Source organism: Streptomyces tyrfis (genome assembly GCF_037034285.1).
Lineage (GTDB): Bacteria > Actinomycetota > Actinomycetes > Streptomycetales > Streptomycetaceae > Streptomyces.
Genome location: NZ_JBAGJZ010000028.1, coordinates 34,629 through 50,005, shown reverse-complemented (window position 1 = coordinate 50,005; position 15,377 = coordinate 34,629). Strand labels below are relative to the sequence as shown.

Sequence of the window (15,377 nt, the reverse complement as noted above, 5' to 3'; positions counted from 1 at the left end):
TCCGTGTCCCTGCAGTTTCCGCCGCAGGCCGCCTGGCTGTTCGCCGCGCTCACGGGTGAGGTTCCGCCCAACGGCGACGAGGACAAGATGTTCGCGCTCGCCGAGGCGCACCACGACCTGCACGGGAAACTGACCGGGGACATCCAGCAGCAGGTGGCGGAGGCCATGGGCCTCACCGCGAAGAACTTCGGCGGCGACGCGTCCGTCGCGTACCAGGAGGCCATGAAGGGGTTCCTGGGCGGCCAGAAGGGGCTCGACTACTTCAACGCGGTGAGCGACCAGGCACAGTTGCTGGGCGACTTCACGCGGGAGAGCGCCACCCAGCTCCAGTACACCAAGTACATGATCATCGCCCAGCTGGTGGAGCTGCTGGTCGAGGCGGCCGTCGCGGCGGCGATGGCGTTCTTCTTCGGCGTCTCGATCCAGGCGTACCTGGCCCGGCAGGCGATCGCGCGGCTGCTCATCCGCAACTGGCTGACGCGGTTGCTCAGCACGCTGCTGATGCACGAGATCATCAACATCGGCCTGGGCGTGGCCATGGACGTCCTGGTGCAGTGGACTCAGATGAACCAGGGCACCCGGGACACCTTCGACACCGACCTCACGAAGGGCGCGGCGCTGTCCGGGGCGGTGCAGGGCGCGCTGGCCGGACCGTTCCACGCGCTGGGCAACAAGTTCGGCAAGGGCCTGGCCAAGCTGTTCGGCATGGACGGCGGCAAGAATCTGGGCAAGAAGCTCGACGAGGTCTTCCCGCTGCCCAAGGGCGCGGGAACGAAGGGCCCGGGCCCGAAGGTCGTCGGCCCCAATCCGCCCAAGTCGTTCGGCGACGACATGGCGAACGTGTTCAAGGACCACCTGCCGAAGACGGCGGGCCCGGGCGCCAAGCAGGCCGCCGCCGACTTCGTGCACGCCGTCGGGGACACCTTCCAGAAGCACCTGGGCGGGAAGGAGGCCAAGGAGGTCGGCCAGAACTGGGCCAAGACCCTTCTGGAGAAGACCGGGCAGAAGGACCTGCCCGACGCCCTGGCTCAGAGCCTGAAGCCGCTCGGCAAGCAGCTGGACAAGCCGCTCGCGGACGTCCTGAGCCAGGGAACCGCGGACGTGCTGGGGAAGAACATCCTCAAGTCGATGCTCCACGGCGCCAACGAGGGTGTGTTCGAGGGCGTGCACGCCGCGGTGTCGGAGGGCGCGTACAACCTGGCCTTCAGCGAGGAGCACCAGTTCAAGACCTCCGGGCTGACCTTCGGTTCGGGCATGGTCGAGGGGCGTGTCGGCCACTTCCTGGAGTCGGGCGGCGACAAGCTCGGGGCGGCGCTCGCCGACAAGGTGAACCAGCTGAGGTCGTCGCCGTTCGGTGAGCCGGAGTTCCTGGCAGTCGACAAGGGCACGGAGCAGGTCGACGTCAAGGAGAAGAGCGACGTCAAGGAGCACGTCGACGTCAAGGAGCAGCCCGCCTTCACCACGACGTCGGCGAACCCGCCGGCGGTCTCGGACACGAACGCGCCGGACGTCGCCGTGTCGACCGACCTCACCGGCGGACCGGCGGGCGACGGGAACTCGTCGTACAGCGAGAACACCGGGAACACCGGAAACCCGGGGAACACCGGGAACACGGGGAACAACGGGGCCATCGACGCGTCCGGCATCACCGGGCGGCAGAAGCCCCCCGGCAACCAGCCGGTCGCCGAGGAGATGCCGCCCGCAGCCAACGTGGTGCAGCCGTCGGCGAATCAGGTCACACCACCGCCGAGCACGGTCACCTCCCCGAACCAGAACGCGAATCAGTCCGGCCAGAACCCCTCGTCGAACGCACGCTCCGGAAACACCTCGCCGAACGCCGGCACGAGCACAAACCCGAGCACGAAGCCCGACACACCGCCCGGCACGCCGCCCAGCACGCCGCCGGTCCAGAACATCGCCACCGAGACCAGTGCTTCGCTGGAACCGGAAGCGAACGATCAGCAGCGGGAACAGTCGCAGCAGAAGAACGACTCCGGGGACGAGTCGCGGGTCCGCACCGAGAGCAAGGACACGACGCATCTCCACCAGAAGGAACAGAACCAGCAGCGGAACGAGGACCTGAAGGCGAACCAGGGCCTGAAGGCAAGCCAGGGCCACGTTCCTCCGGGTCAGTTGTCGTCGACCACAGGGGCGGGGGACGCCACTCCTACGGTGGTGTACGAGGCGCAGGCGACCAACCCGAAGGACCGTCTCAGCCCGCACGACAACTCGGCCGGGGACCTCCTCGTCACCAGTCAGGCCCCGTCTCCCACCACCAGCACCACCACCAACAGCAACAGCAACATTCCCGAGTCCGGCGAGCCGACCACTCCGCCGGTCACGCCGCCGCAGGACAACAACACCTCACCGGTCGTCACACCGTCCGAGCCCTACGTGACTCCCCCGCCGCCTCCGCCGCCGCCCGGGAACACCCCGCCGCCGAACACGATCACTCCCTCGAACCAGGGCTCCTCGTCGAACGCGCCCTCCATGAACACGCCGCTGAACGCCAACACGGCCACGAAGTCCGACACGAAGGCGAACAGTCAGCAGCAGAACCAGCCGCAGACGCAGACACAGACACAGCAGAAGAACGATTCGCAGAGCAAGTCGCAGGTCCCCACCGAGAGCAAGGAGACGACGCACCTCCGCACGGACGAAGAGAAACAGCAGCAGAACCAGGCCCCGGAGGGAAGCCAGGAGAAGGCCCTTCGGAGCCCGTTGTCGTCGGCCGTCGGATCCACGCTCACCAAACCCGTGAAGACGTCCGGGACGCAGCCCGGAACGAATGACGCCACTCCGACGGCGGTGCACGAGGCACAGTCGATCAACCCGACCGAGGACCCCCTCACCGCCGGCCAGGCCCCGTCCCCCACCACCAGTACGAACACCAACACCAACAGCGTTCCCGGGCCCGGCGAGCAGACCACTCCGCCGCCCGTCCAGCCGAAGAACGACAACACCCCGCTCACCCAGCCGGCGAACCGGAACATCCAGCTCTCACCCGAGATGAAGAAGTTCGGCACCAACAAATCCGAGGGCATCGGCGGTGTCCAGCTGGCCCCGATCCACAAGGACGTGGCGGCCGGCCTCCAGCAACAGGCACTGGACGAACTCGCCGTTCCTTCCAAGCATCAGGACGACGTGCGCGCGCAGCTCGAAATGCTGCTCTCCCCGCAGGCGCTGCACGACAACCGGCTGATGTTGATGAGCCGGGACGGCTACCGCGTCGCCGTGACGGTCAACGGCAGACTCAGCCACCTCGACGTACAGCTGGACCTGTCCTCCCCGAAGCCGACCGCGGTGTTCGGGGCGAAGAACCGCAGGCCGCCGCACAACAACGAGCAGCGGCAGACGGCGGCGTTCGACACCAGCTCACAGGCCGGAACCACAGCGACGCGGAAGGTGCCCCTCCCCGGGTACCTCAACACGTTCGCCACGTACGTGGGCAAGCTCATCGGCGTGTCGCTGTCCGTGAAGCCCAATGTCACGCTTCAGCAGCGCAGCCTGAAGACGAACGTCCTTCAAACAGTCAACTCGACCAGTCTGATGCGCAGTTCGGAAGAGGCGACTGCCATCGACTATCAGGCGACATGGAAGGTGCGGAAGGCGCCCTCCGCCGACGCCCTCGCCAGTCGGCCGTGGTCGGCCCCGCAGCAGCGGGGAACGGTGACGGCCTGGTTCCCGGAGCATCTGGCCCGGCCCGAACCGAACGACGACGGCCCGGCCCATGTCATCAGCCGCGACAAGAGCGAGTTCAACGCGCACCTGGACGCGTTGCCCTTGTGGGCGATGGACTCGATGTCCGACCCGGGAGGCCTGCTGCGGCAGGCCCGCGAGAAGTACCGGACCGAACTCCAGGACCTGGGCCCCGGGTCCCTCGCCACCGCGGAGAAGTTCTTCGGCGGCGAGCACCTGCTGGGGGCGCTGCCCCTGCAACGCAGGAAGAACGAGCAGGAGCAGGACACCCACGCCCCGGGAACGATCTCACCGGTCCTGTTCGACAAGAACGGCAAGGCGTACGGGATGTTCCGCGTCGTCGCGGACGTCGAGCCGCGCGGGGGAAACGGCCTGCGGGACATCAAGGTCGGGGAGAAGTACAACTTCGAGAGCTACCGCGACCGGCAGTACAAGGTCGACTCGATGTACAAGGTGTCCAATTCGGGCGGCTTGGACGTTTCGATCGGTGCGGCCCTGAACAGCAAACCGGACCCGGAGGACGAGTCGTTCCGCAGCTTCAACCTGGGCGGCTCGGTCGGCCCGACCGGTGGCTTCAACAAGCAGCTGGACAAGGGGTTCGGCGCCGGGGCGACGCACAACGTGGTGCACAACCTCCGTTCCAACGCCGGTCATCTGCTGACCCCGGCGACGGTGACGTACCACGTCGAGTTCATTCCGGCGGACGGCACCCGGTCCACGCCGTGGACCGCGGACCCCACCGATGTGCGGATACGAACCCTCGCACCGGACACGGTGAAGGGCAAAACCCCCGCGGAAGAGGCCCAGCTCCCGCCCGAACTGGAGCAGTTGGAGAGCGTCGGCGTCACCGCCACACCGCTGAATCTCCAGGGGGACGGCGTCACCCAGGTCCTCGACGAGGCGAAGAAGTGGCTTCAGGACAAGGGCTTCCTGCCCGTACCAGGGTCGGTCTCCTCGACGTCCGACGAGAGTCTGGTCAAGGCCCGGCTGGAGAACCTGCGCAAGTTCACCCTGCTCAGCTCCCAGAACGGACTGCTGAGCTCGGTGGACGAACTCGTCGACGGCGGGCTCCGGATCCACTTCAACCAGCCGCAGACAGGCGGAGGCGTCCGTCGCGTCCAGTTCCAGCTCGGCCTCGACCGCGTCACCGGCCAGGCGGTTCTGCACCCCACCTCGCTCACGGGCGTCTACATGCCCAGCTCCACCGCCGTGTCGATACCGGGGGCCGGCGAGCAGGAAGACACCACCTCCGTGTCATACGGCCTGAAGGGGGAAGTCGCCGGCCGGCTCGGGCAGCTCCGCGGCGGCCTCGGGGGCGAGTACAAGGGGACGACGCAGTGGACCGAGACCTCGGGCGTCGCCTCCTCGCTGTCGCACACCCAGTTCATCCTGACGAGCAATCAGACCACCGAGGTCTACAAGATTCCCGCCGTGTTCACGCTGAACGTGTTCGAGGGCACCGCCCAGGAACCCGTGTTCTCCCGGAACTCCACCACGTTCACACCGGCAGCCGGCGCCTCCGAGCCGGTCCATCTCGAAGTGGCCGTCCCGAAGAGCCGGACCCTGCCCGTGACCGACGGGACCGCCGAGCCCTCCAACGGATACGGCCCCGCAACGCTCGATCCGCCCGGCGCCAACACCCTGGAGGAGCAGCAGAACACCTTCATACTGCCGGACAGTTCGCTGGTCGACGTCATGCGCGGCAGCGGCAAGCTGTACGAGGCGGTCGACGCGATGCTGCGCGATCTCTCGGAAGAGACGCAGCAGCAAGAGCAACCGAACACACCGGAACCGGTCTCGACAGCGAATGGCTCGAATTCGCGCGATTCCATGCCCGGCGCGTACCCGGAGAACAACGACGGCGGCGACGGCTCGAACAACGCGAACGACGTCCTGCCGGTAAGCAACCCGAGCCCCGTCCGGACCGCCTCCTCCGACGCCGCCTCGTCGACCTGGTGGACCGCGGCCGCGAACGCGGGGAAGGCGGTCACGAACGCGGCGCAGTCGGTCGCCTCGTACGCGCTGGACGCCCTGTCGGTCGTGCAGCACACGTTCACCGGGACCGACCGCGCCGATCACGGGCTGCTGCTCAGTGAGGCGGTACACGCGCAGCTGTCGCCGGCCGCGGTGCTGTCGCGGGCACATCAGATGGTCAAGGGCCGGTATGTCATCGACGATCTGTTCGTACCGGGGGCGGTGGCGGGTTCGGATCTGGTGGTCGAGGTCCGGGCGGTCCTCTCGAACCCCAAGAGCCTGGGCGCGGTCAAGCAGTACGGGGAGACCAACATCGGCATCACCGACGCCGCGTCCCACCAGGTCTCCAAGGGAAGCTCGCACGAGGGCGGTGCCGACGGCTCGCTGAAGTTCGGGCCGAGCAGGGACATGGTGGAGGCCGCCCGGAACGCGCCTGCGGATGCCGAGGGCGCAGCGCCGGTCACGGGCGGTCCGGGACTCAACGCGGGGGCGGGCACGGGCAGCAGTCGCGCCACGAAGAGCTCCGCCTCGACGACCATGACGCGGGTCCCGACGGAGAGCGGAAACCAGCACCGGATCTCCGCCGACATCACCTACGAGGTGACGATCCACCGGGGCATCCGCGGCGTCAAGCCGCTGAACTTCTCGGCCGACGCCGTGAAGCGCACGGTCACGGTGCCCGGCGGAATCCAGTTCCTGGCGACCCCGGACCAGCTGCGGCGCAGCGGCGACACGGACCTCATGAACCTCTCGGGACCGATCGACGCGTCACGCCCGCAGGACGCGCTCCTGCCGTACCGGTTCCGCAAGTACGGCCTGCTCGGGCTCGCCGCGGTCCTCAGCGTCACCCCGCTCAAGGGGCCGATGCGACCGCCCACGACGCCCGTGACGCCCGTGACGCCCGTGATCAACGACGGACAGCGGGCGGCCGGCGACACCCCGTCCACTCCCCCGGTGGACACAGGCGCCGAACACGCGCAGGGCTCCGAGAATCCGGTGACCCCGCCGCAGGGGAACCAGTCCTCGGACGACAACGACGGCGAGTCCCGGAACGCGCAGAGGCAGGAGCCGGACGCCGACCACGACCTGTTGCGCGACCGGCTGACCGCCCTGGTCGAGAAGCACGCCCCGGGGAGTGTCACCCCCGGCAGCTCCGGCTACGTCCCCGGGCTGCGTCAGCGCATCGCGGACTACACCTCGCCCGCCGCTCTGAACGCCCTCCCCGGGCGTGGCAGTGGAAAGCCGCTGGTCTTCGCCTTCCCGTACCCGGGCGGGCTGACCACCCAGGAGGTGACGATCCGGATCGGCGCGGAACTCGCCTGGGACGGACAGCAGTTGGAGGATGTGCGGGGGAGGAAGTCGGACGCGGGTGCGGCCCTGGAGAACTACACCCAGCACGCGCCGAACAACATCACCAACACTTCCGGCGCGACCAGGCCGATGAAAGCCGGCGTGTCCGGCAGCGTCACCTACCCGACTTCCGGCGGCCGGAAGGCGACGTTCGGCCCCGGCATCACACACGCGACGAATCGGTCCGATTCCGCGAGCAACACCTCCACGGCCGAGGACCGGGTGTGGCAGCGCACCGAGGGTGGCAACGAGTTCGACCTCGCGTACCGTTTCTCGGCGGATCTCACCCTCGGCGGCGAGACCCACCGGATCTCCGAGCCGGTCGACGCCCGGGTCACCGTCCGGTTCAGCGGGGACCGCACGCAGAAGGACCCGTCGGTCGAGCCGCTGGAAGACGCCGTGCACACCACCGATCCGGTCCTGGTCCAGGAACGGCTGTCGCAGGCGACGCCGCTCAAGCCGACCGGGAACGAGGTCGTCTACGGCCTGACCAACGAGAAGGAACTGCTGAAGGCCGTACAGGAGGTCGCCCCCGGCCTCGACGGCGACGGCCTCACCACGGGCTTCACGGACGAGGGTGCCGCCATCCGGTTCACCGAGCTCCTGCACGGCGAGGTGATCACCATCGACCCGGTGCGCGCGGCGGCCGGCTTCGGTGGCAAAGTGGCCGGCACCGGCGAGCACCCGCAGGTCACTCTGGCCACGAAGGTGTACAACCCGCGGATCGTCGACGGCACCGCGGGCGTGACGGTCGACCGGGTGCGGGTCGCCGGTTTCAGCTCCTCGGCAGGCTCGTCGACCTCCCGCTCCACCGGCTTCACCTTCGCGCCGTCCGGCACCATGGCGTCCGACGGCTCCCACAGCCTCGGGACGTCCATTCCGCTCATCCTGTACCAGTCGGTGCCCCGGGGCCAGGGCGGCGGCATCTCCGCCGCCGGCCGCCGCTGGGAGAAGATGGGCTCGGCCGGCCTGCCCGACGCGGAGAACGGGCTGCGGACGCACGAGGTCGAGGTCGACACCGTCACCACGGTCACCGGCCCGGACGGCGCCGTGCGCCATGTCACCGGCACCGCGCTCATGCGGGTGTCCGAACGGGACCTGCTCGGGCTCGGGGTCCTCCCCACCCCGGACCGCGGCAACGGCGTCTGGGATCTCTCCGCCGCCCGCGACCTCTCGGCCGAAACCCTTGCCGCGGACATCAAGGCGGCGGAAGCGCTGTCCGAGGGCTCCGGGAAGCCGGAGGGCGACATGCCGCAGCTCTGGCTCGACCTCGGCACGGACCCCGGCCCCGAGGCCCGCATGGACGCACTGCGCAAGGCGTCCGACATCGCCCGGCACAGCGGACTCACCGTGGAACTGGCCCTGCGCGACGGCGACGGGGTCCGCTTCTGGACCTTCGGCCCCGACGGACGGCAGATCTCGCCGGACGGCGAATACCTCTCCGACACCAACCCGTTCGTCGATGAGAACGTCCGGATCGACGACATCGCGGAGAAGTTGGCCGCGGCGCATCAGCCGAACGTGCACACCGGACCGCCACCGGACCCGATCGGCGGCTTCCAGGTGCCTCCGGTGTCCGATCCGCTGGCGCAGTCGCTGGCCTCCCAGCCCATCGCCTGGCCGACGTCGAAGGCGCCGGAGCCCGGCTCGGACCCTGTCGTCACGTCGTCGCAGGAGACCCAGAAAACGCAGGAGACCCAGAAGACACAGGAGACGCAGGAGCAGACCGGGACCCGGAAGGAGCCCCCGCCACGTCCGGCCGGGGAGCGGGTGGCGAACCCCGTGCGACTGCACGAGCTGAACCAGTTCGCGGGCGCCGCCACCAAGGCCGTGAACACCGAGCGCTTCGACCCCCAGGTTCACCAGACCGGAAAGACGCCGGGGCGGCTGACCGGTTCCACGACCCTGATCCGCTACCACGTCCGCCGGGAAAAGCTGCCCGACGGACGCGTCGTGCGGCACTACATCGTCGCCCTGCCGGTCTCTCTCAAGGATGGTCTGAGCCCGCAGGACCTCGCCGATCTGCAGACCCGCGTCCAGTCCTCTCTCGACGCCTATGTCAACTCCGGCTACAAGCTGCCCAAATCCGCTGATCAGCTGCGTGTCTCGGTGGAGTTCGTGAACGATCCCGGCCACAGCGAGGCCGTGACGCTCTCCGACGCCTCCGTCCCGGAACGCGCCGACCAGCTCCACTGGGACGTCAAGCACAGCGACGCCGTGCTGACCCATGAGGTGCTGCACTATCTCGGGCTCGCCGACGAGTACTCCGACGCGGGGTCCGCCAACCCGCATCTGTTCCGGCGCAAGGCGAACGCGTCCGGGGTGCGGACCGACGGCGTGATGACGCATGCCGACGAGAACTCGCTGCTCACCATGCCCGCGGAGTATCTGAGCACGATCGAGCGGGTCAGCATGTATGTCGAGATCCCGCTGCACTCGACGGACACCGCGCCTCCGTTCACCGCCCCGAAGGCCGCAGAGATGCTGGCGCCCTCGGACGACGGCGGCCAGAGCCCCGCCCCGCAGACGAGCAAGGCGCCGGTGAGCTGGAACGAACCGCTGTCCGAGTACGTCAGGTCCTACGGCGGGCAGGGCTTCGACGGTGTCGGCATGGAGGAGTTCGATCCGCTGTCGACGGCGCAGCTCAATTCCCTGGCCGACCAGGTCGCCACCGCGCTCGCCGGCCCGGACAAGCCCCTCTCCGAGGACGATCTGGCGGCGGCGCGGGCTGCCGTGCATGCCCGGTTCGGCCCGGCCGTGCTGAACTCGCGGATGCCGTATGTGCTCAGTGAGCACGGTGACAGGCTGACCGTCGAGCTGGCCGACGGCCTGCACACCGTGGACGTGCGGCTGGCCCTGTCCGACCCGGCCACGTCCACCAAGTTCGGCGGGCACACCGTGGAGGACCCGGAGCGACGCATCGAGAAGCGGGCGACGAGCGCGCTGGAGAGCAGTTCCGCCTCCAGCTCGGTCAACAACCGCACGCTGCCGATCTCGCTCACCGGCAACGTGACGGCCGGGGCGAACAGCGTGTACAAGAACACGCTGTTCAGCCCGACGCTGAACATCACCCACAATCAGCGCACGTTCAACGCCACGGTCGCCGACACCGTGTCGCAGACGCAGGTCATGCGGAACAACACCCCTTCGCACCCGGTCGACTTCACGACACACTGGCAGGTGCGCGTCCACGACCGGACCGAGAACGACACCACCGGCTCCATGCCGGGGGCGTTCCCGCGGGACCTGGAGCAGAACCCCGGAATTCCGCTCCAGGAGGGGTGGGGGTCGAAGGAGACCCACGGGAAGCTCACCGTGCAGTTCCCCGACCGGGTGGCCACCGTGCCCGAGACCAGCACCCAGTCGAACCCCACGGAGACCAACACAGCGAACAACCCGGGAAACACACCGGCCGGCGGCCTGGACGACACCACGGAGAACAACACAGAGCGCACCACGGAAAACAACTCGGAGAGCAGCCCAGCGAGCAACACGGAAAGCAACACGGAAGACGACACCGGCCCCACGACGCTCCCCCTGGACGAGACGCTGGACACCCTTCCGCTGATGGGAGTGGACTCCGTCAAGGACCCCGGGGGCCCGCTGCGCGCGGCGCTGGCCGATCCGGAGTTCCGCGCGCTGTTCGACTCGCTCTCGGAGCAGTCCCGCAACCAGGTCCGGACTCTGCTGGGCGAGACCAACCTGCGCGGCGGGCTGCACCTGCAACGGGTCAGACCGAACGGCAGGGGCGGCCAGTACACCCCGCTGCTCCACACCTCGGGCGGCAAGGTCGTGGGCATGCTGCGGCTGGACACGCTGCTCGCGCCCGTCCACAACGCGACCGTCTCCGAGATCCCGGGCGACTTCTACCTGGAGAGCCACCTCACCCTCACGAAGAAGTTCGACGCCGCCGTGAAGATCACCTCCGGGCTCGGCATCGACTTGGCGGTGAACGCGTCCTTCGACGTGGCCGCCGCCCTCTTCAAGAAGGTGCTCCCCGAGAAGGCGGCCAACTGGGTCATCAGCCTCGGCGGCGGGCTCAAGGGCGGCTTGAAGAAGACCTGGACCGAGGGTCACAACTCCGGTGGAACCGCCACCATGAACCACACCCTGCGCACGACCCGTGAACACCGCCTCGCGCCGTTCACCGCCCAGCACAGCCTCCAGCTGATCGGTCGCGACGGAACCGGCCCGAAGATCGACCTCGGATCGACCGACCTCAAGCTGCGGATACCGTCCATCCCGGCAAAGGCCGCGGAGACCGCCGGAACGCTTCAGCCGTCCCCGGAACTGGCCAACCTCAAGGCGATCGGAGTGTCGGCGACCCCGCTGCGCATCGAAGGAACCGAGCAGATCTTCGATGCCGCCGAGACCTGGCTGCGCAAGGAGGGCTTCCTGCCGCCGGCGCCGACGCGGGCCACGGGGCTCGCCGGGGCGCTCGAACAGGCCAGGGCTCTGATGCGGGACCAGCTCGACGAAACGACGATCACGGCGCGCCTCGACAACCTCCGGCTCTTCGAACAGATGCGTTCCCAACTCGGGCTGCTCGGCGCGGTGGACGACATCGTGGGCGGAGACCACCGCGTCTGGCTCACCCTCCCGGGCAATCTGACCAGGCCGGAACGGCGAATCGAGCTCTCGCTCGCGGCGATCCGCAGGGAGGGCGGCATCACGCACGAGAACTCGCTCACCGACATCGAGACCCCCAACATGGTGGGGCTGTCCATGCCGGGTACCGAGCAGAAGGCGGTGGCCTCGACCTCGACCGGGGGCGGCGGCGCCTCGCTCTCGGGCCCCTCCGGCTCGTACCCGTTCAGCGCCTCGGGCGGATACACCTACACCAACAGCTCCCAGTCGGGCGCCACCTCGACCGACGGCAACGGGCTCAGCCACGACCAGGTGGTGCAGACGAAGAACAATCCCACCGAAGTGTTCACCGTCCCGGCCGACTTCACCCTGACCATCACCGAGAGCTCCGGGAAACAGCCCGTCCCACCGTTCACCACCGTCACCCCGCCCCACTCGACCGCCATCCAGGTCGACCCGGAGACCCCACCGGCGCCGCCCCGGATCGTGCTGGCGGTCCCCCATGACCGGACCGTGCCCACCGGACCCACCCCCACGCCGGAGGCGGCCGTGATCCGCGAGGTCACCACGACAGGGCCGAACAACGACACCGCGCCGCTGGCCTTCCGGCTCACCCACACCGACGGCACGTCCACCCAGGTCCTGCGCCTCCCCGACGACGCGTTCACCGACGTGGTCCAGGGCGCGGCCCTCATCCGCAAGGGCCTCATCGACGGCTTCCAGCAGATCCTGGACGTCGCCACGGACACCGCCCGGAACGCCAACCAGAACACCAGCCAGGACACCGCCCGGAACACCACCGGCACCACGCCGAACACGCACACCGGTGACGCCGACCGGAGCCGTCTGGTCCAGGCCCTCATCGGCGCCAAGCCGAACAACCACACCACCCCCCTGGCGGAGCAGCTGCACAGCGCGATCAACGCCGGCCGGCTCGCCGCACACGCCCACCAGATCTTCAAGAGCGGCTACGTCATCGAGGGCCTGACACTGCCCGGCATGGCCATGGACACCGAGTTCTCCGTCGAAATTCAGGCGTACGCGACCAAGCCCGAGCTGATCACCCCCGTGGACGGGAACGCTCAGTACATCGAGACGAGCACGAGCGGATCCGCCTCCCACGCCCTCCAGCAGACGACCGGAACCACGGCGGACCACGCATTCGTTCTCACCCCCAAGCCGCTCTCCTGGCTCCAGCCGCCCCTCGCCTACACCTACAGCCCGCGCACGGATCACAACGAGAGCAGCACCTCCTCCAGTTCCATCACCCGCACCCCCACCGAGTCGATGAAACTGCTGCGCGTGCGCGCCGACACGACGTTCGTGGTCACGATCCGGCGCGGTCACCGCAACCTGTTCCTCAACGCGGCCCCGCAGAAGCTCCAGACGGCGATGAACCTGGGGCCGTCGGTGTTCACGTTCGCGGTGGACGTGCCCGGTGGGCTCCAATTCCTCACGACCTCCGGCCAGTTGCGGCGCAACCAGCAGTTCTTCGCCTCCGTGGACGACCTGACCCCGCCCCCGACGCCTCCGCTGACCATCGAGTTCCCGCCCACGCTCCGGGACGGGCAGTCGTTCGGCGTCGGGGCCGTCCTCAACGCACTGCCCCTCGACCCGTCGGCGAACGTGTCGGCCCCGTCGGAGAACGTGCCCGTTCCCCCGGAGAACGTTTCCACCCCCTCGGAGAACGTTTCCACTCCCTCGGAGAACGTGCCCGACACCGTGCGCAACCGGTTCCGGGACACCATCACCACGCTCGTGGAGAAGGTCGCGCCCGGCCTGCTGACGCCCGGCGACTCCTTCAGCCCCGGCGCACTGGCACGCATCAGCGACCTGACGTCCACGGCCGGCATGCGCGTGCTCCCCGCCCGCGGCCCCGGCCACCCGACGAGCGTCCACTTCGTGCACGTGCGCAATGGAATCGCGAGGCTCGTCGAGGTCACCGTCCACGCGACCCCGACCGGCGACCTCGCCGGCGTCAAGGGGTTCGTCGCCGACGACGGCTCCGGGCAGGAGAACATGTTCACCCAGGTGCCCAGGAACACCCAGGTCTCGGACGTGATCACGAAGAAGCACGCCATCACTGTCTCCTCCGGCACCCGCTACCCGCGCCCACCCGTCGGACAGCACGCCGACACCCTCGCCGGGCAACTGGCCCACAACAGCAGCCGGGCGGTCACCAACACCTCCAGCACCTCCTCGGACCAGCGGTTCTGGCTGCGGACCGACGACGCGGCGGAATTCCGGATCGTGTACGAGTACCACGTCGAAGCGCGCACCAAGATGCTGCCGCTGACACCGGTCCAGCTGGCACAGGACCTGCTGCACAGTTCCTGGTTCGCCGACAAGGGATGGGCACAGTCGCTGGACGGCTGGCTGGGCGGGTTCTCCGAGTACGGTCCCACGCACGTCCCCGAAGGTCCTCCGGTCCTGGTCCAGGTCGACCTGCGGCTCACCGGAGCGGATGTGCACGCGGCATCGGAGCCCGCCCCCGGCACCGGATCGGGAGGGAGTCTCCCGCGCAACGGACGTACGGTGGTGCACCGGTTCACCGGGACCGAGGAGCTGCGCAACGCCGTGAACGAGGTCGCGCCCTCGCTGGGCATCGGCACGACGACGCTGTCCACGAACACGGACCCGGCATCGGAGGCCGGCGACCTGGCCGCCGTCCAGTTCACCGAACTGGTGCAGCACGACACGGTGGAGTTCGACGCGCTCCAGCTCGCGGACCTGCTCGGTGTCATCCCACCGCGGAACTCGGGCGACCGGGTCACGTTCACGGTGGAGTTGCGGCGGCCGGCGCTGCTCTCCCAGACCGGGGCCATGGCCATGGACCGGGTGTACATCCAGGCGGCCTCCGCGGGCTCCTCGGCGGCCCAGACGGACAACACCGCGCTCAACCTCCAGCTCAAGTACGACCTGAACGAGGCGCAGACCGCGACCCTGGGGACCACACTGCCGCTGGTCCAGGGCCAGCAGCAGCACCCGGCGGCCGGCGGATCGCACACCGTCACCGACCGCAGCCGGCAGCGCCAGGGCGCCACCTCGGAACCGAAGGACGAGCGCCACTGGCAGACGCACCTGGTCACCGTCGAGACGGTGACCACCGTCCAGGGCCCGGAGGGAACCCGCACCGTCACCGGCAGGGCCGTGGTACGACTCCCCGAACGCGACCTGCTCGGACTGGGCGTGCTCCCCGGCCGCGTGACGGAACACGTCTTCGACGCCGACTCCCTCCTCAGGAAGAACGGCCACACGGGCCGCTGGACCGAAGGCGACCAGCAGGCCGTGGCGGACCGGCTCGCCCGAGCCATCGAAGAGGCCGAACCGAACGGGCCGGGCGCGGAACTATGGCTCGACATCCGCCCGGAGACGTCCGGCGAATCGTCCCCGAACGCCACCGAGCAGCAACGAGCGCAACGCGCCCGCGACATCGCCGCTCTGGTCGCCCAGGCCCTCGGCCGACCTGTCCAGTTGGGCATGATGACCGGATCCGGCGCCGTCCTGGAGGACTTCGTACACACCGACAACCAGGCGTCCGCCAATTCCTCGCTCTCCGATTTCGCCCTCTCCGTCCTCACCGGCGGCGACGAGAACCCTGAAGGCTCCCCGTGAGCGGGCAACGGCTATGGTCAACGCCTCATCCTCGTTTGATCATTGATGGAGGCTCAGTGCAAGGCAGCGGTTTCGGCCATCGGGGGGAGACCCGGTGAGCGGGTTCTCCTCGCGTCTCACCCGATGGCTCGGGCGCCGGGGCGAGGCCCCCG

General features: G+C 68.9%; 1 protein-coding gene. It reads left to right on the top strand.

Features of this window, described 5'->3' with window-relative positions; translation table 11 throughout:
* Positions 1-3 precede the first annotated feature (3 nt).
* The gene (locus WA762_RS21580; RefSeq protein ID WP_335937611.1) at positions 4-15,225 is read left to right on the top strand and encodes a WXG100-like domain-containing protein; all 15,222 of its coding nucleotides are present in this window, start codon (positions 4-6) and stop codon (positions 15,223-15,225) included.
* The last annotated feature ends 152 nt before the right edge of the window (positions 15,226-15,377 follow it).